At 61.9% G+C, this 17,224-nt stretch carries 18 protein-coding genes and 1 tRNA gene; 5 read left to right on the plus strand and 14 right to left on the minus strand.

Annotated elements, in window-relative coordinates:
* Positions 1-424 precede the first annotated feature (424 nt).
* The 9 genes from OKW44_RS26230 to OKW44_RS26270 form a co-directional block, all read right to left on the minus strand.
* Positions 425-2,815, minus strand: coding sequence for a DNA primase family protein (locus OKW44_RS26230; protein ID WP_018419169.1), 2,391 nt, complete (start codon positions 2,813-2,815; stop codon positions 425-427).
* Complete coding sequence (locus OKW44_RS26235) at positions 2,812-3,249, minus strand: hypothetical protein (protein WP_018419168.1); 438 nt, start codon at positions 3,247-3,249, stop codon at positions 2,812-2,814. Before OKW44_RS26235 ends, OKW44_RS26230 begins: the two co-directional genes overlap by 4 nt.
* Complete coding sequence (locus OKW44_RS26240) at positions 3,242-3,598, minus strand: helix-turn-helix domain-containing protein (protein ID WP_018419167.1); 357 nt, start codon at positions 3,596-3,598, stop codon at positions 3,242-3,244. Before OKW44_RS26240 ends, OKW44_RS26235 begins: the two co-directional genes overlap by 8 nt.
* A 118-nt stretch (positions 3,599-3,716) precedes the next feature.
* Positions 3,717-4,553 (minus strand): DUF6387 family protein, encoded by an 837-nt coding sequence (locus tag OKW44_RS26245; protein WP_018419166.1) that lies wholly within the window; start codon positions 4,551-4,553, stop codon positions 3,717-3,719.
* A 147-nt stretch (positions 4,554-4,700) separates the two neighbouring features.
* A tRNA-Ala gene (locus OKW44_RS26250) sits at positions 4,701-4,776 on the minus strand.
* 62 nt (positions 4,777-4,838) lie between these two features.
* On the minus strand, positions 4,839-5,192 hold the full coding sequence (locus tag OKW44_RS26255) for a c-type cytochrome (protein ID WP_018419165.1): 354 nt from the start codon (positions 5,190-5,192) through the stop codon (positions 4,839-4,841).
* Entirely contained in the window at positions 5,192-5,983 is a 792-nt protein-coding gene (locus OKW44_RS26260; protein ID WP_018419164.1) for a BON domain-containing protein, read from the minus strand. The genes OKW44_RS26255 and OKW44_RS26260 overlap by 1 nt, the downstream gene beginning before the upstream one ends.
* 26 nt (positions 5,984-6,009) lie before the next feature.
* On the minus strand, positions 6,010-6,597 hold the full coding sequence (locus OKW44_RS26265) for a phosphoheptose isomerase (protein WP_018419163.1): 588 nt from the start codon (positions 6,595-6,597) through the stop codon (positions 6,010-6,012).
* Positions 6,598-6,739: 142 nt separating this feature from the next.
* Positions 6,740-7,162 (minus strand): YraN family protein, encoded by a 423-nt coding sequence (locus tag OKW44_RS26270; protein WP_239499047.1) that lies wholly within the window; start codon positions 7,160-7,162, stop codon positions 6,740-6,742.
* An 88-nt stretch (positions 7,163-7,250) separates the two neighbouring features.
* Between OKW44_RS26270 and rsmI the strand changes: the two genes are divergently transcribed.
* A complete protein-coding gene (gene rsmI, locus OKW44_RS26275) occupies positions 7,251-8,135 on the plus strand; it encodes a 16S rRNA (cytidine(1402)-2'-O)-methyltransferase (protein ID WP_018419161.1) in 885 nt (294 codons plus the stop codon).
* 120 nt (positions 8,136-8,255) lie between these two features.
* Here rsmI and OKW44_RS26280 read toward each other — a convergent pair whose 3' ends face one another.
* On the minus strand, positions 8,256-8,861 hold the full coding sequence (locus OKW44_RS26280) for a septal ring lytic transglycosylase RlpA family protein (RefSeq protein ID WP_026225563.1): 606 nt from the start codon (positions 8,859-8,861) through the stop codon (positions 8,256-8,258).
* Between the two features lie 650 nt (positions 8,862-9,511).
* On the opposite strand from OKW44_RS26280, the gene OKW44_RS26285 reads away from it, so the two are divergent.
* The 3 genes from OKW44_RS26285 (at position 9,512) to OKW44_RS26295 (ending at position 11,334) form a co-directional block, all read left to right on the plus strand.
* On the plus strand, positions 9,512-10,156 hold the full coding sequence (locus tag OKW44_RS26285; protein WP_018419159.1) for an MBL fold metallo-hydrolase: 645 nt from the start codon (positions 9,512-9,514) through the stop codon (positions 10,154-10,156).
* Positions 10,153-10,785, plus strand: a complete 633-nt coding sequence (locus tag OKW44_RS26290; RefSeq protein ID WP_018419158.1) for a 3'-5' exonuclease family protein — start codon at positions 10,153-10,155, stop codon at positions 10,783-10,785. Before OKW44_RS26285 ends, OKW44_RS26290 begins: the two co-directional genes overlap by 4 nt.
* A gap of 90 nt (positions 10,786-10,875) precedes the next feature.
* Positions 10,876-11,334, plus strand: a complete 459-nt coding sequence (locus OKW44_RS26295) for an Lrp/AsnC family transcriptional regulator (protein WP_012431468.1) — start codon at positions 10,876-10,878, stop codon at positions 11,332-11,334.
* 63 nt (positions 11,335-11,397) lie between these two features.
* Here OKW44_RS26295 and OKW44_RS26300 read toward each other — a convergent pair whose 3' ends face one another.
* From OKW44_RS26300 to OKW44_RS26310, 3 genes are all read right to left on the minus strand, one after another.
* Positions 11,398-12,681 (minus strand): cation diffusion facilitator family transporter, encoded by a 1,284-nt coding sequence (locus OKW44_RS26300; protein WP_018419157.1) that lies wholly within the window; start codon positions 12,679-12,681, stop codon positions 11,398-11,400.
* Between the two features lie 287 nt (positions 12,682-12,968).
* Positions 12,969-13,271 carry an H-NS histone family protein gene (locus tag OKW44_RS26305; RefSeq protein ID WP_008921239.1) on the minus strand — a complete coding sequence of 101 codons (303 nt, stop codon included), beginning with the start codon at positions 13,269-13,271 and terminating at the stop codon, positions 12,969-12,971.
* Between the two features lie 399 nt (positions 13,272-13,670).
* Positions 13,671-14,333, minus strand: a complete 663-nt coding sequence (locus tag OKW44_RS26310) for a HugZ family pyridoxamine 5'-phosphate oxidase (RefSeq protein ID WP_018419155.1) — start codon at positions 14,331-14,333, stop codon at positions 13,671-13,673.
* Positions 14,334-14,584: 251 nt separating this feature from the next.
* Between OKW44_RS26310 and OKW44_RS26315 the strand changes: the two genes are divergently transcribed.
* Positions 14,585-15,799, plus strand: coding sequence for an MFS transporter (locus tag OKW44_RS26315; protein WP_018419154.1), 1,215 nt, complete (start codon positions 14,585-14,587; stop codon positions 15,797-15,799).
* Between the two features lie 105 nt (positions 15,800-15,904).
* On the opposite strand, the gene OKW44_RS26320 is transcribed toward OKW44_RS26315, so the two are convergent.
* Positions 15,905-17,050 carry a branched-chain amino acid ABC transporter substrate-binding protein gene (locus tag OKW44_RS26320; protein WP_018419153.1) on the minus strand — a complete coding sequence of 382 codons (1,146 nt, stop codon included), beginning with the start codon at positions 17,048-17,050 and terminating at the stop codon, positions 15,905-15,907.
* Positions 17,051-17,224: the final 174 nt, after the last annotated feature.

The following is a 17,224-nucleotide window of genomic DNA, read 5'->3' on the forward strand; positions in this document are numbered from 1 at the left end:
CTGTTGGTAGGAAGGATACCGCAGCGTTGTCGGTCGTACAACGGCGTGGAGCAAGTCCCGGCACAGGGCTTTTAGCGGCCATTGCCTTCATGCCAGATAGGGTGGGATGCAGGGGCAGATAACCGAAAGCGACGAGAAAGAAAACATTTGACTACGCTTACACTTTCGTTTGCTAAGGGTCCGAACTGAAAGTAATTGCAAAAAACTTTTTTCGGCATAGTAGATGACGGCTATTGATGGCCATCCACGCCTGGAGTGAGATAGTTTTTTTACAGTTTTACTGAAAATATCTACCCCTACCTACCCTGAATCGTATAAATAGCTGATAGATAAAGGAAAGTACGCAGGGACAGGAGAATTTTCATCCCGCCCTGCTGCCGCCCCTATCTGCCCCTGCTGAGTGCAGTACGCCCCGCAGGCAAAATCAAACGCTGTACCTCGACGCCAGTTCACTGCCGATTGCCGAACCGGCGTCCGCTGAGTCATTCGCTGCTGCAGTGATCAGACTCGAGCCGATACCCATGCCGATCCCGTATTCTCGACCAGCCTGCGTTATTGCGACTCGCCAGTACCTAGTCCCGTTCGACTTGACTTGTTCGAAGCCCAGTTCTCCCAGCGCCCGACCAAATGTCGAGACGTTTCGGCAATTGAATCCGTATTGACCGCACCACTGCCTGTGCACCGCAAGTAAGTCCTTCGATTGCGCTCGCCCAGTCTGGGATGCGACCAAACATTCGTCGGCGAAGAGCTTCACAGGGTTTGCCTCGGCCCGGTACTGCTCCAACGCCGCATCCGAAGATGCCGGAATGGTGAAGTGTCCCTGCTGTCGCAGTGTCCTTAGCCCGGCGACCGCCCAAGCCAGAATCCCGGGTAACTCTTCCAGAAGCTCTTTGACCAGGTTCGGGTTCTGCTCATGCGCTGCAAATTTGCGATTGAACGACAAAATGATCGTGCGGCGGAAGAAGCCGTGCGTCAGGTCATTCGTTCTCGGCAAATTGTTCGTTGCGGCCATGAGTCGAGCAAATGGCCGAAACGACTTCGATGGCTTGTACTTCCGGGACGCCTCAATTGTGTCGCCAGCAACGATCGCCTTGATGTAGCCGTCGTCGATCATCGAATCTGCTGCCATCTCGCCAGCAATATTCACCAGCTTGCCGTCAAGCTCAGCCCGGACGTGTGACTGGTGGAACGTGTCCAGCATGGCGTGCGAGATGTTTGCTTCTCCGACCAATGCGTTGACGACGGCCAACAGCACCGACTTACCGTTTGCGCCAGCCCCGACCAGCCAAAGCATCTTCTGCAAGGACGTATCTGGGACGAGCAGATACCCCAGCCATTGCTGGACGAAGGCGATCTTGTCTGCCTTGTCAGCGTCGGACTGGAACACGCCGTCGAGATACGAAACAAACCTCGGGCATGACGCACCCGGATCCCACGCCACCTCTAACCGGGTTCGCAAGCGATGCCCCGGAGAGTGCGGTTCCAGTTCGAACGTGGTCAGATTCAATGTGCCGTCGGTCAAGCACAAGTGATTCAAGTTCGGCGTGAATCCGAAATCGGTCTGGGCCTGCTGGATCGCCAGTAGTCCCGTGAGTTTCCCGATGAAGGTCGCCGTTGCAGAATTGCCGAGGAATTTTGCAATGGGCTGTTCGATCTCCGCTTTTTCATCTAGCTGTTCGTAGGCTCCCGCACGGTAACGATTGTATTCACCGTTGGCATACAGCAGCCCCTCCGGGAAGGTGCTGTCCAGGAACGAACGTAGAATGACCGGATGCGGGATGTCGTCATGCTCGAAGTAGGTCGGCCACGAGGCAAGTCCTGCGGGAGCGCCGGTCGGTTCACCACTGGGCTTCACACAACCACCACGCGGACAATGATTGAACCCAAGCGACTGGATGTGGGCGCAAGTAATCGGCCCAGACTGCGAGAGGTGGCGTGCCAGGCGTGCGTCCGTTTCTTCAGGCGTGTAATCATCGTGGTGACAGCTGGCTGCGTGCGCAAAATCCCGCCCACCTTGGAAGCGGCTAGCGTTCGAAATCATCGCCCTCCACTCAGGCTCGGACACAGCGTTCTGGTTAGCGGGCGCCGAAGCCCAATTCATGAAATGGCAACGCTTGAGAACTTGTTCAAGACCAGGTTCACCCGCCTCGTAGACAGTCACGTCGTCGACATCCATACAACTTGCGTGCCGATTGACTCTTGCTGCCCGTTGAGCCGGTTGCAGTGAAGGCTGTGCCGACGGCAAGGCCGGCAAATCATCGACCGAGATCAAACGTCCATCGTGACGGCGTACAAAATGTCCATCCGTTGCAGGCGGCTTACCGGGCAGGAAGTACATCCGAGCGGGATCCTTCGTCACGGGATCAGCATGTCCTTTGACTAACAAGTCCAAACGTCGACGAGCGACTGGCCAATCGGAAGTCGAGATTGGCGCAGCAAGCGGCAGCACCACACGATACTTCGGGTGCTCGGGGATATGGCTGTGCGACGTGTGCACAACGTGACAAAACGGGTGCAGCCTTCCTTCAAGCTCCGAAAATGGCGTGCCGTCGTCGACGTCAATGACGAATGCAGTCACCGCCGTAACGCCCGTGTTACCTCGAGATGCGCCTGCGGCATAGATCGTGGGCGACCAGAGCTTGCCAGAACTCTTGTCAGCGATAACGTCGTGCTCCATAAACATGGCGATAAACTGCTCAAGCGGCAATCGTTCTGTCTTCGGCTGAGTTGCCGTCATCCTCGTAAAGACTGCAAACGTGATGGCAACATCCTTGGCCGATTCAGTGATCGGCTTGTTGATTGAAATGTCGCTCATGCTGCCACCTCGCCCATGTTGGTGAGACGGACGTAAGTGCCGAGGCGCATATTTGCCAGCGTCCTAACCGGAAACTCACCTTGCTTCACGTCCACTTCGACGAACATGCGGGGGCGGCGATACGTGTAACCCACCTCAAACGGGTATTTACTTTCAAACACAATCTCGTAGCCGATCCGAACGAGCGCCCGCCGATCTGCACTCAGCTTCAGGTAGGCATCCTTGGCGGCTTCGGGGCCAGCGACCGTCAGCTTCAGTGCGAGCCAAAGTACGCTGGCAGCATAGGGACGCATGGTGGCGGTCCATTCGTGCTTCGTGTACTTCGCAGGCGCTTCGCATTCGACACGGTGCGGGGCGTTGTTAAGGACGGCCAGTTCGCATTCTTCCGGCAGAGCCAAGAAGAGCGATGCAATTTGGGCGTGGAGTTTAGACATTGGCGCCCCCGATCACCGCTGCGTTGCCATGGCGGTTAGCCATGACGAAAGCGTCGAGGTCTGCGAGCCGATACATGACGCGACGACCGATCTTCACATAAGGCAAGTTTTGCGTCCGAGTGACGGCCCAGTTTGCCAGAGTCTGCGGCTTGAGCCGGAGGTACGTTGCCGCCTCCTGACGATCGAACAGCCGGTTGAAATTTGCAGACGCAGGAGTAGCGTCATTCCAGGAAGAACCATCCCGAGCCTCGGTACTGGTACTGATTGAGGCCGGGAACGGGACGTGCGCCGTGGGAAAGTCGCGGCAGCTATCCCCGGAAACTTTGCGGGAAAATGCATGAGAGTTCATTTCTTCGTTTCGGGTCACCGGAACATACCGGCATGAAACGATTCTCGGGGTGGCGGCGCTCAGTTGCGAGGAAGAAAAATCTGCGGAATTTCTTTCCGCCTGATCACCGCGCTGTGGATCAGTCGGGCGCTTGTACTGTTGGCAGATCGTTTGCGAGCCGTCGCAAGAGTCGGTATGTGTCTTGCGAAAACAAGAGTGCTGCGGCGTTAGCGGCTTTCTTTTTCTTGGAATCGAGCGTTTCGTATTTCACCCCCGGGAACAGGCTGCCCCAACGAAACACACTTGGGACCGAAAGTCCGGTAAGACGCTCAAACAGATCGAGGTCATACCACTGCACGGCGCAATGTGGAATCCATTGATTCTTCGCCTTGTCCATGTAGTCGCCGTTTTTTTGGTCAGGTTCTGGCAACTGACGACGTTGAAGTTCTCGTTCCAACCACGTCTTGAAATCCTCGATGATCGACTCCCGAGGAAGTTCCAGCGACACCATCACATGCGCAAAGCGTTGGAATGACGACTGTGAATTGGTTGCCAAAATCTCATCGACAACGGCATCTGGAGACTCCATCAAGTCGCTCCACAAATCGCCGTCATCATCGCCACACGAATAGCCGTCATCATCAGTCGCTTGCGTCGTATCCAGCTCATTGATGAGGAACCCCAATCGCCGCAGATTCATCGACTTGACTGTGGCCGTGTTGGCTTCGTGATCTGCACCAATATACCGAACGTCCGAGCCCAGCCACTTCAAGGGCTCCTTCTTGAGTGTTTCGAAAACGCCAGCGACTGCCTCCGGACAACCCCCATCGACTGCACGTCGGATGTTGAGCCGGTCACCGACCAGACGTGCCCACTCCAGCACCGTGAAGTTCTCAAGCCCCGCGTAGTGTCTGGACTGGAACCATTCCAAGTCTTGTTCTGTGGCAGGCGTGGCAATCTTTTTCGAGCGCGGCATAGCCAATACGAAGCTCCGTGCGTGAACGACGGACGAGTGCGGCGGCGTAAGACGCCGGACACCGCCAGAACTCCTACATAGTTCCTACACGCCTTGCTTGGCAGATGTGAAAAGGGCCTAGCATCGCTGCTAAGCCCTTGATTTGTTTGGTGGAGAGGAGGAGGATCGAACTCCCGACCTTCGCATTGCGAACGCGACGCTCTCCCAGCTGAGCTACCCCCCCAACAAAAATAATTCTAGCACAGCCATTTTCCCTTTTGCCAAGCCTCCAGCCCCGGGAAAACCTCATCTGGACGGCGCGCCCGCGAGCACCCAGTCGACGACCGCGCGGATATCCGCATCGCTCATCGATTGATGGGCCGGCATTGGAATCATGCCCCATACGCCGGAGCCGCCGTCCTTCACCTTGCGCGCGAGTTTGGCCGGCGCCTGCGCGTCGCCCTTGTACTTCGCGGCGATTTGCTGGAACGACGGACCAACCAGCTTGCGATCGACGGCGTGACAGCCCATGCATGCATTCGCAGCGGCGATCTGCTGGCCGCGCGGCTCCTCGGCCGCGCGAGCACCTGACGTTATCGTGCCGGCGAGCGCGCCCACCGCCAACGCGAACACGAAACCCGCACGCGTCATACCGCGCATCAAGGCACCGCCTTCGGATTACCCGGCCGCACCGAAGTCGACGAGTTGACAGGCGCAGGCGCCTGCTGATCGAGCGGACGCGCGCTCACCGACGAATCGGGAATCGCGCCGACCGTCGGCTCGCTGACCTCGGGCTGCGAGGCGGCCACCGGCGCCGTCGCACCGGCGGCCGCAGCAGCTTCGGCTTCCTGCGGCTGGATGTACTGGAACACCTTGACCACCTGCACGACGCCCGGCACGCGGCTCGTGACGTCGGCGCCGATATTGCCCTCATTCATCGTGACGAGGCCCATCAGATAGACGTTGCCGCGCTCGGCCACGACCTTGAAGTTGTTCGCCGAAATGTTCTTCTCGGCGATCAGAGCGGTCTTCACGCGCGTTTCGAGGTAGGTGTCGTTGGTGCGCGACGAGAACGAGCTCGCCGGCGTGATCGCCAGTTCATTGACGATCGTATTCACGTTGGTCATGTTCCGCACGATGCTCTCGGCGCGCTGCTTGGACGCCTCGCCCGCGACCTCGCCGGTCAGCAGCACGCGGCGGTTGAACACCGTGACGTTGACGTGCGCGGAGTCCGGCAGATTCTGGCTGATCTGCGACAGCGCCTTCACCTGAATCTCGCGATCCTCGGTCTGCGCGCCGAGCGTGCGGCGGTCGGTCGCCATCAGCGCGCCGCCGCCCGCCGCGGCCCCGACCGCGAGAAAACAGCCTTGCAGCGTGGCCGACAGGCCCGCCGCGACCCCGACCACGAGCACGGTTCTCACCAGTGTCTTCTTGATGCGGAAAACGCTCATCAACTAGCTCTCCTTCGAAATCAGTCTCAGTCTTCGCCGAGCAACATGGCATCGATGCCGTCGCACAGGCAATGGATGGTCAACAGGTGCACTTCCTGGACGCGCGCCGTGCGGTCGGACGGCACGCATACGTGGATGTCGGTGTCGCTCAGCACGTCCTGTGCGCGTCCGCCGCCCTTGCCGGTCAGCGCAACGACGATCATTTCGCGCTCATGCGCGGCTTCGATCGCGGCGAGCACGTTCGCGGAATTGCCGGATGTGGTGATCGCGAGCAGCACGTCGCCGGGCTGACCGAGCGCCCAGACCTGTTTCGCGTAGATCTGTTCGAACGAATAGTCATTGGCGATCGCGGTGAGCACGGAGGTGTCGGTGCTGAGCGCAATGGCCGGCAGACCTGGCCGCTCACGCTCGAAGCGGCCAATCAGCTCGGCCGCGAAATGCTGCGCGTCGGCGGCCGAACCGCCGTTGCCGCACGCGAGGATGCGATTGCCGTTGGCGAGCACGGCGAACATCGTGTCGATCGCGGCGGCGATCGGCATCGACAGGGTTTCGAGGGCTTCGAGTTTGACTGCCGCGCTGTCGCGGAAGTGTTGTTGGATGCGTTCGACTGACATCGAGTCTCTATCTTCTACCGCGAATGGACCGCACTGCGCGGCCGTGTTGTGAAGTCATACTGCCAGGCTGTGGCCGCCGATGAGCTCGCGCGGCACGCGAGCGCAAGTTTATCGCACTCACGCGCGTTGTCTGCGCTGTCGGTCAGACTTCGTCGGCGCGAAACGCATCGCGCAACCACACGAGCCTGCCGCTCTCGAACGCGACGACGTCGAAACGGCACGCGGGTTCGTCGCGCGGGCCGCGGTTCGTCGTGGCGCGCGTCGCGAGATAGTGCCGCGCCGCTCGCACGATGCGCTGTCTCTTCTGCCAACCGATGCTCGCAGCCGCACCGCCATAATGCCGCTGCGCACGCGCGCGAACTTCGACGAACACTAGCGCGCCGTCACGATCACTCATCACGAGATCGATCTCGCCGCCCCGACATGTGACGTTGCGCGCCACGAAGCGCAGACGCTGGCGCTGCAAATATTCTCGCGCGCGTGCTTCGAAAGCCGCGCCGACGGATTTGGACTGGTGAGCGGCGGAAAAGTTGTGGGCGGTTTTTGGACCGGCGTTTATGGACATCTTTTGCGCAGTCTTCTGCACGGCCTGCTCGCGCAAGCCCACATGGCACAATGTCGGCCTCGTTCCGTCTGTTTGTGTCTTCCGTGTCATGACTCCTCTCTCCGAACTCGCGCAAGGGCAGCAGTACCCCGCCGCCGCGCTGTATGTGGTCGCCACGCCGATCGGCAACATCGCCGACATCACGCTACGCGCGCTGCACGTACTCGGACTCGCGGATCGCATCGCCGCCGAGGACACCCGCAACACCGGTCAGTTGCTCGCGCGCTACGGCATCTCGAAGCCGCTCGTCGCCGTGCATCAGCACAACGAGCGCACCGCCGCGCAGCGCGTGATCGGGTATCTGCAGGCCGGCGAGCGCGTGGCCTACGTGTCCGACGCGGGCACGCCGGGCATCTCGGACCCCGGCGCCAAGCTCGTCGATGCCGTGCGCGAGGCCGGCTTCGTGGTGGTCCCGCTGCCCGGCGCGAGTGCGCTCGCCACCGCGCTCAGCGCATCCGGCGACTGGGTCGCGACGTTCTCGTTCCTCGGCTTCCTCCCGCCGAAGCCGAAGGCGCGCGCCGCCGCCTTGCAGGCGCTCGCGCAACATCCTCACGCGATGGTGTTCTACGAAGCGCCGCACCGGATCGTCGAGACGGTGCAGGCGCTCGCCGATGCGTTTGGCGGCACACGCCGTCTGCTGATCGCGCGGGAACTGACGAAGTTACACGAAGCCCTGCACCAGGGCACCCTGGCCGAAGGGCCAACGTGGCTCGCTGCCGACGCGAACCGGCAGCGTGGCGAATTCGTGCTGGTGGTCGAAGGCGCGGCGCCCGAAGCGGCCGGCGAGCACGATCACGACGCGCTGCTCGGCATCCTGCTGGAAGAATTGACGGTGAGTAGCGCGGCGAAGGTCGCGGCGGCGCTCACGGGCGCATCGCGCAACGTGTTGTACGCGCGCGCGCTGGCGCTGAAGGAAGACAAGCCCGAAACGTGAGGGTCGGGCCCGGCGGGTAAAAGGCTGACGGCAACAGAAAAGGGCCGCATGTCGCGGCCCTTCGATTTTCTGCAGACGGTTGGTTCAGCCGACGCGGCATCATCGCCACGGAGCGTCACATCACTTGTTCGAGTCCGAGTTCGACGCAAGCGTCTCGTTCAGCTCGGCGCGCGCTTCCTGCTGCGTGAGCCCTTCGATCTTGACCCGCGCGGTGCCGGCGTGGCGCATGTCGAGCATGGCGGCGGCCGCCATCGACAGGTCGATCACGCGGCCGCGTGCGTACGGGCCGCGGTCGTTGATTCGTACGATCACAGAGCGCGAATTGGCCGGATTGGTCACGCGCACGTACGAGCCGAGCGGCAGCGTGCGATGCGCGGCCGTCAGGGCATGCATGTCGTAACGCTCGCCATTGGCGGTGCGGCGGCCGTGGAAGAAGCGTCCGTACCACGACGCGCGTCCGATCTGATGGAAGTCCGCGACGTCGACGCCGTCGTCGGTGAGCGGCTGCGCGTCAGCCAGCGGCGACGCGGGCGCGTTCGACGCGCTCGGGCTCGAGGCCGGCGCGCTACCGAACGATTGCGGTCCGAAAGAGCTCAGGTGCGCGTTCTTTGTACTTTGCGGCGTGTCGTTCGCGGACGTATCGCGCGCGCCCGGAGGCGTGGCACAGCCGGCCAGTACAAAAAAGGCAAAAAGAGTCCCTAGACCACGGGTTAGCCGAGTTTTCATAAGACGTGCAATCACATTGTCGAGCCGCGTCACCCGCAAAACTGCTGGGTATGTTGCTTGCGGCTCCGGCGGTAGGGACGACAACGCGCCGCGCGAAAAAGCGCAGTACGTCAAAGCCCGGATACGGCTCACTCAGCCGCTACCGCACGGTTAATTTTCACGTCTGGCGCAACCTGTCCCCGGCAGCCTGACCAGACCCCACATGCCGCCAACTGAACGTGGCAATGACACGTTCTTGCGCGCTCAACTCAGCGCGCAGGAACGGCGGCGTAGGCCCCACCCAGCGTCACGGAGATTAATTCCGTAGCAGGCGCGCGGCGCCTGGCTGGATAAGACGTGTGCATCGAACTCATCGATACTGGATGGCCGTCGGCACTCCGACAGCCCTTACTTGAACGGCGAGCGGCATTCCCTTTTTGTGGGAACGCATCGCCTTGTGGCAGCACAATTCCTAGTGCATGGAGTCCATTATACCCAAAACTTTTTTTTGGGATGGTGAGCTGCTCAAAAACTTGATCAATCTTCACATTTATCGCAAAAATGGACTTACGAAAGACCGGGACGGGCCGTGAGCCGGCCTGGTCGCATGGGCGGCGGAGGCTGTCGCGAGGCCCGGTACAATCAACGTTTTTCCAGCGCGTCGTCCAGCCATGAAAGTCACCCTGATCCCCGTCACGCCGTTCCAGCAGAACTGCTCGCTACTCGTTTGCGAGGCCACCGGGCGCGCTGCTGTCGTCGATCCGGGCGGCGACCTTGACATGATCCAGCGCGAGATCGCGCGGCAGAACGTGACCGTCGAGAAGGTCTTGCTGACCCACGGCCACATCGATCATTGCGCCGGCGCGAAGACACTCGCCAGCCATCACGGCGTGCCGATCGAAGGTCCGCATCCCGACGAGCGCTTCTGGCTCGACAAGCTGCCGGACCAGAGCACGCGCTTCGGCTTCCCGGCCGCCGACGCCTTCGAGCCGGACCGCTGGCTACAAGACGGCGACACCGTGCAATTCGGCGACGAAACCTTCGAGGTCTACCACTGCCCCGGCCACACGCCGGGCCACGTGGTGTTCTTCAGCCGGGCGCACCGGCTCGCGCTGGTTGGCGACGTGCTGTTCGCCGGCTCGATCGGCCGCACGGATTTCCCGCGCGGCAATCATGCGGACCTGACCCGCTCGATCCGCGACAAACTCTGGCCGCTCGGCGACGACGTCACGTTCGTGCCCGGCCACGGCCCGACCTCGACGTTCGGCGCCGAGCGCCGCACGAATCCCTACGTCGCAGACGGAGTGGGCGCATGAGCAGCGAAATCTATGTGAGTACCGACGTCGAAGCGGACGGCCCGATCCCCGGCCCGCATTCGATGCTGAGCTTCGCATCCGCCGCATACACCGAAGACAAGCAGCTGATCGCGACGTTCTCGGCGAATCTCGAACTGCTCGAAGGCGCGGCGCCGCATCCTGTGCAGGCGGCGTGGTGGAAGACCCAGCCGGAAGCGTGGGCGGCCTGCCGCCAGGACTTGCAGAAGCCCGAGGCCGCCCTGACCGCCTATGTCGAATGGGTCGAGGCGCTGCCGGGCAAGCCGGTGTTCGTCGCGATGCCGGCCGGCTTCGACTTCACCTACATGTTCTGGTACATGATGCGCTTCGTCGACCGCTGCCCGTTCTCCTGGTCGGCGCTCGACATCAAGACGCTCGCGTTCGCGATGACTGGCCTGCCGTACCGCAAGAACATCAAGCCGCGCTTTCCGAAGCACTGGTTCGACGAGCATCCGCACACGCACATCGCGCTCGACGACGCGATCGAGCAGGGTGCCCTCTTTTGCAACATGCTGAAGGACTTGCGCGCGCGTCAGCCTGAGCTGCCGGGGGACGCTAAGGATGATGGGGACGGCTCAGGGCAAAACGCCGCTCCCGACCCGGTAAATTAGGCAATCTCGCTCGCGAGAGCCGTTTTACATTGCGTTTCGTTTTCGCGCCCTCTACCATGCGTTGATACGGCGACGCTAACGGAGGCGCAGTTGACACTCGATACGTTCTCACAGAAGATCCTGCGCCTACTGCAGCTCGACGCACGTCGTTCCGTGCAGGAAATCTCCGACCAGGTCGGGCTGTCGAGCACGCCATGCTGGCGGCGCATCAAGGACATGGAACAGTCGGGCGTGATCCAGCGCTACACGGCGCTGCTCGATCGCGAAAAACTCGGCTTGCATGTGTGCGCGCTCGCGCATATCCATCTGACGCGCCACACCGAAGGCGGCGTCGAGCAGTTCGAGCGGGAAATCGCCACCTGCCCTGAAGTGACCGAGTGCTACAGCACGACCGGTGAATCCGATTACATCCTGAAGATCGTCGCGCCGGACATCAAGGCGTACGACAGCTTCCTGCACGAACGCATTTTCAAGATTCCGGCCGTCGCGCAGGTGCGGACGAGCGTCGTGCTGCGCGAAATCAAGTTCGATACGCAGTTGCCGTTGTGACGCATGCCGCCGCTGCGGGCGGCATGAAGGTTCGTGGTATCGGGTGTCCGAAACTCATCGGACTCAGGCGGCGTTGTGAGGCTCCGTGGCAATTGACCGACCGCCGGGGGCGACGCCAGTCTTGAGTTCCGCCGCCGAACCGCCTTGCGCGGCCGAGATATCCCGTTGCAGCAGCACGTCTAGCTTGCGCGCGCCGAGACGACGCTTGAGCGCCTCCAGATCGACGCGCCCAAGCGACTGCGCCTCGCTTTCCAGCAGACGCGCGGCCTCTGGGCCGTCTGCAGCGCGCCCTTCAACGGACGCCGCCGCCGGTAACACCACCTCCACGTCGAGCCCGGTGCTCAGGTAATGCAGATTTATCGCAGCGGCCTGCAAGCCCCAGGCCGCCAGCGCCGCGTCGACCTCGGCGGTCACGCGCTCCCGCGGCGGCAGATCGACCGGTGGATGCGCGAGCGCATCGTTTTCCGGATCGACGTGGATCAGCGCGTCGAGCACGCGCTTGTCGGTCAGCACACGCAGACGCGCCGACTCCGCGATGTAATGCCCTTCCGATACCGAAATCATTGGATCGACCAGAATGTGCGCGTCGACGAGCGCGAAATCGCCCATCTTGCGCGTACGCATTTCGTGCACGTCACGCACGCCGGGGGTGGCCATCAGCAATGCGCGCATGTCGGCCGCGGCGGTTTCGTCGAGCGCGCGGTCCGACAGATCCTGCAGCGCGTCCCAACCGAAGGTCCAGCCCATGCGCGCGACCATGAAGCCGACGATGGCCGCTGCGATCGGGTCGAGCAACCGCAAGCCGGCGAGACTGCCGATCACGCCGATCCCCACCACCAGCGACGACGCCGCGTCCGAGCGCGCGTGCCATGCGTTCGCGATCAGCATCGCGGAACGCACACGCTTCGCCTCGCGCAGCATGTAGCGAAACAGCGCTTCCTTGCAGACCAGCACGAGCGCCGCGACCGCGAGCGCGCTCATGTGCACGGCGGGAATATTTTGCAGGTCTGCGAGCCGCGTACCGGCGCGCCACAACATGCCGACGCCGACCGAGATCAGCAGCGCGCCGAGAAATAACGACGCCACCGTCTCATAACGGCTATGCCCGTAATTGTGATCCGCGTCGGGCTTGGCCCCGCTGTGCCGATTGGCAATCAGCACGACAAAATCGGAAATAAGATCGGCAAGAGAATGGATACCGTCGGCAACTAGCGCCTGCGAATGCGCGATCGTGCCGATGGCGATTTGCAGCGTCATCAACACGCTATTGAGCGCAATACTCGCAAAAGTACTTTTGCGCGCAACGCGTTGTTTCTCGGTGGTTTGGGCGATCACGGCGGACTGCATGCTGAAGAGGCGGAAAGGTCAATTACCGTTATTGTACCCGCCGCGAATCGCGCTCGCAGGGAAAAGCGGAAAAAAACCTTTTTAAATCAGGTGCTTATCTAAACGAAAAGCATTCGCGTTCCAGTTGCCTGAAGCGCATGTGACAAAAAAACTCGGCGCCGCAAACGACGAAAGCCGCGCCCTGAACGGTGCGCGGCTTTTTGAGATTCTGCAGCAGGCTATAAATGCGGTGGATTGCCGCCATTCGTATTGCGCGCGGCCAACCCTCACTGCCCGCCTGATCGTGATTACTTCTGGATCAGAAACTTTTCGCGATCAAGACCTGCAATCCAGCGCGGCGGCTTGCCGCGACCGGACCATGTGCTGCCGCTTTCCGGATCGCGATATTTAGGCGCGACGCCTGCGCGCGGTCGGCTCGCTTTAGCGCCTTTCGGTGCGCGGCCGCCGCCGAGTTCGCTCAGCGAAATGCCGTAATCCGCCATCTTCTGCTTGATTTCATTCAAGACTTCCGCGTATTCGCGCGACTTCGCTTCTTCAATCTGCTTTTCGAGCTTCTCGCGCTGCGCGAGCAGTTCTTTGTAAGAAGACATAGGTTCCCTTGTGGTATGGATAAATGACCGCCGGTCTTTTGCCGACTCGCCTTTGAAGGTTTCATGCCTCGGAATTTGACGGCGAGATTAACACAAAATAGAAAGGCTGGATAAGCAACCGGAAAAAATTAATTTAAATTCGTTTCAAAAAGTTTCCTGCGCTGCTTTTGGGCCGGACTACGGCCTTTCAAATCGCTGATTTCGCATGTCGCTGAAAAAGTCCACTGGTATGCATATTTACACGATTTAACTATCAAGAAATGAGACTTGAGCCGTCTATTGCGCATCGAACATTTCACGGCATGAAAGCTTTGGCTTGGATAAGCCGCGCACTATTGAGACAAGGACGCCGTTCGTCGCGACTGGCGCATGCGTGCTTTCCCGATAAACGATAAATGCTTAATCCGCATGCCGCTCGATGCAGACTTCGAGCGCGGCGTGCAATGTCCCGGTATCGGACCGGGCGCCATCGAATGCGAAACGGTGGCGCACGCCGTTGCGTTTCAGATCGGCGCCATAACGGTCGACACCCAGCAATTCGACGCCGCCCGCGCCACTCAGCCGGTGACCGAATTCCCCGATCAGCGCGTCCTCCTCGCCGACTGCAAGCGGCGGCAGCGGATCGAGCTCGGCGCCGTCGAGCCAGCCCATCGCGCCAAAGCCGCCGATGTAGCGCAGCCGCTGGACCTCCATGATCCAGAACGTGAAATCGCCCAGCATGAGGTAGCGCGCCGCGTCCGGGTGATAGCGCAGGTAGCGCCGCGCCAGTTCCGGGCTCGAGCCGACCGGCCCGAAGCGGCCAAGCAGCGTGACGCGCTGGCCGCCCAGCACGTCGCCGTCGGGTGCGTCGACGGCCAGAAAACCGGCGCGCGGATCGGTGTGCAGATTGTGCGTGTGCTCCGCGAGCCGGCTCACGAGGATCGTCGGACGATGCCGCGGGTCCGGCGCGAACGGCAGCACCGACGGATACGGAAAGCCCTCGGGCTGGCGAGCGTGCGTGGCAAGCGTGCCGATCGTGGCCGTGTGCAGCAGATGCAGCGGAGCGTGAGCCGGAATGTTCAACTGAGCGTTCCTCGGTGAATTAAGGAATGAACGGAAAGCGGCGAGTGGTAGAAAAGCCGCCGCGCACGGCAATGCAAAAACCAACTGCGGCGTGCCATGGCATGACAGCCGGCAATACCGCCAGGTTGCGTCCCCAGCCTATCAATCGTATGCGCCGGATCCCACGGCTCCAAGCATTCGCCACCACGCTTCGATAGAATCGAAGATCCGCTTTCAATGCGCTTTCTCGCGCACTTCGCCTCGAGATCTCCGTGCCCGATCACCAAGCCTCCGAATTCGCCGTCCTGCCCGCCGCGCATCGTAATCTGTCTGTCACCGCACGGCAACGCGCACGCATTGCCACGATGGCGCTATTTTTTATCGCCGGTATGATGTACGCGTCGTGGGGCGTGCACGTGCCGACGGTGCGCGACCGCTTCCATCTGAATCCGGCGATGCTGTCGTTCGCATTGTTCGCGGTGGCGGGCGGATCGATCGGCGCGATGGTGACCAATGCGTCGTGGATCGCGCGGGTCGGCACGCGCCGCGCCTGCCTGACCGGCGGCCTCGCGATGGCCGCCTGCGCCGCGCTGATCCTCGTCGTGCCGGCGTACTGGATCCTGCTGATCGTGCTGGCCGTCTTCGGCGCGGGCATGGCCACGCTCGACGTCGCGATGAACGCCGAAGCGAGCGCCGTCGAAAAGGCGCTCGGCAAGCCGATCATGTCGTCGCTGCACGGGATGTTCAGCCTTGGCGGCATGTTCGGCGCGGCGGTGGGCGGGGCGCTGCTGTCGCGCGGCATGGCGCCGGCTCTGCATCTCGCGCTCGCCGCGGCGGCCAGCGCGCTCGTGCTGGTGCTCGCGTGCCCGTCCGTGCTGCCGCACGTGCCGCACGCCGAGCATCCCGATGCTGCGACGCCGCGCGCGAGCCGCTGGCGCTCGCCGGCGTTGTGGGCGCTCGGCACGATGGCGCTGGTCGCGCTGATCGCCGAAGGCGCGATGTACGACTGGGCCACGGTCTATATGCGCGATGTCGTGCTCTCGACGCCCGCGCTCGCCAGCGCCGCCTACGCGGCGTTTTCCGGCGGCATGGCGGCAGCGCGCTTTGCCGGCGACGCGGTGCGTGCCCGCTTCGGCGCGCCGCAACTCGTGATGATCAGCGCGGCGCTCGCCTGCGCCGGGATGGTCGACGCGCTGCTGCTGCCGAATCCGGTGGCCGCGCTCGCCGGCTTTGCGCTGATTGGCCTGGGCCTCGCGAACATGATGCCGGTGCTGTTCGCCGCGGCCGCGAGCGTGAAGGGCATCCACGCGGCCGAGGGGCTCGCGCACGTCGCGGGGCTGGCTTATTTCGGGTTGCTGCTCGGACCGGTGATCATCGGTGCGGTCGCGCAGGTGACCAATCTGACGATCGGGCTGTCGGTCGTCGCTGTGTGCGCCGCGATGATCGCGCTCGTCGGGCCGAAGGTGCTGCGGCGTTTGAAGATCTGACGCAAACGCAACGCCAAAAAGAAGAGGCACGCAAGCCTGCGGCCCACGTGCCTCTTTAGCGGCAAATCGAAGTGCGGCCCGACGCCGCCTTCGACCACACCGAATTTACATCTTCACGACGTCGAGCAGCGTCTTCTTGCCTTGCTTGTAGTTGTACAGCGAGATCACGCCGTGCTGCAGGTCGCCCTTCGAGTCGAACGTCGTTTCGCCGATCACGCCCTTGTAGTCGGTCGTCGGCATCGCTGCCAGGATCTTCGCCGGATCGGTCGAGTTAGCGCGCTTCATCGCGTCGACGATGATGTACACCGCGTCATACGTGAACGGCGCGTAAATCTGGATCGGCTGGCCGAAGCGCTTCTCGTACTTCGTTTCGAACGCCTTGCCGCCCGCCATCTTTTCGAGCGCCATGCCGGCTTCCGAGCAGACGATGTTGTCGGTTGCGTCGCCGGCCAGGTCCGACAGTTTGTCGGTACACACGCCGTCACCTGCCAGCACCTTCGCGCGCAGGCCGAGCTGCTTCGCCTGCTTGGCGAACGGGCCGCCGGTCGCGTCCATGCCGCCGTACATGATCGCGTCGGGATTTTCACCCTTGATCTTCGTCAGAATCGCGCGGAAGTCGACGGCCTTGTCGTTCGTCGCGTCGTGCGACACGACGTTCATACCGAGCGACTTCGCCGTCTTCTCGAATTCGTTCGCGAGACCCTGGCCGTAAGCGGTCGAGTCGTCGACGATCGCGACGCTCTTCACCTTCATGCCCTTCGCCGCGTAGTTCGCGAGAGCCGGGCCTTGCTGAGCATCGGTCGCGACGACGCGGTAGGTCGTCTTGAAGCCTTGCTGCGTATAGGCCGGGTTCGTTGCCGACGGCGAGATCTGCACGATGCCCGCATCGCTATAGATCTTCGATGCCGGGATCGAGGTGCCCGAGTTCAGGTGGCCGACCACGGCGACGACCTTGTCGTCGACGAGCTTCTGCGCAACCTGCGTAGCCGTGCGGGGGTCAGCCGCGTCGTCCTGCGCGTCGAGTTGCAGCGTGACCTTCTGGCCGCCGATCGTCAGACCCTTCGCGTTGATTTCCTCGATGGCGAGGCGCGCGCCGTTTTCGTTGTCCTTCCCCAGGTGAGCGATACCGCCAGTCAACGGCGCGACGTGACCGATCTTGACGACCGTGTCGGCCGCGGCCGATGTTGCCAACGTCGCGAACAGCAGCGCCGCGGCGCTGATCGGCAACAGCTTTTGAATTTTGATGTTCATGTAAGTCTCCAGTTTCGGTCAAAACAACGTAATCGCCCTGTGCCCCGCTTCCCCTACACGTGTCGCTCAGTCCCGTGGACGACCACGCCGGTTGCATCGTTCATGCACTTGGCCAGTACGTTTACCGGACTGTTTGTGACAGTTGGCAAACCGTACTTGCGCGCAAGTGTAGGC

The sequence above is a fragment of the Paraburkholderia lebeckiae genome (assembly GCF_050436325.1).
GTDB lineage: Bacteria > Pseudomonadota > Gammaproteobacteria > Burkholderiales > Burkholderiaceae > Paraburkholderia > Paraburkholderia tuberum.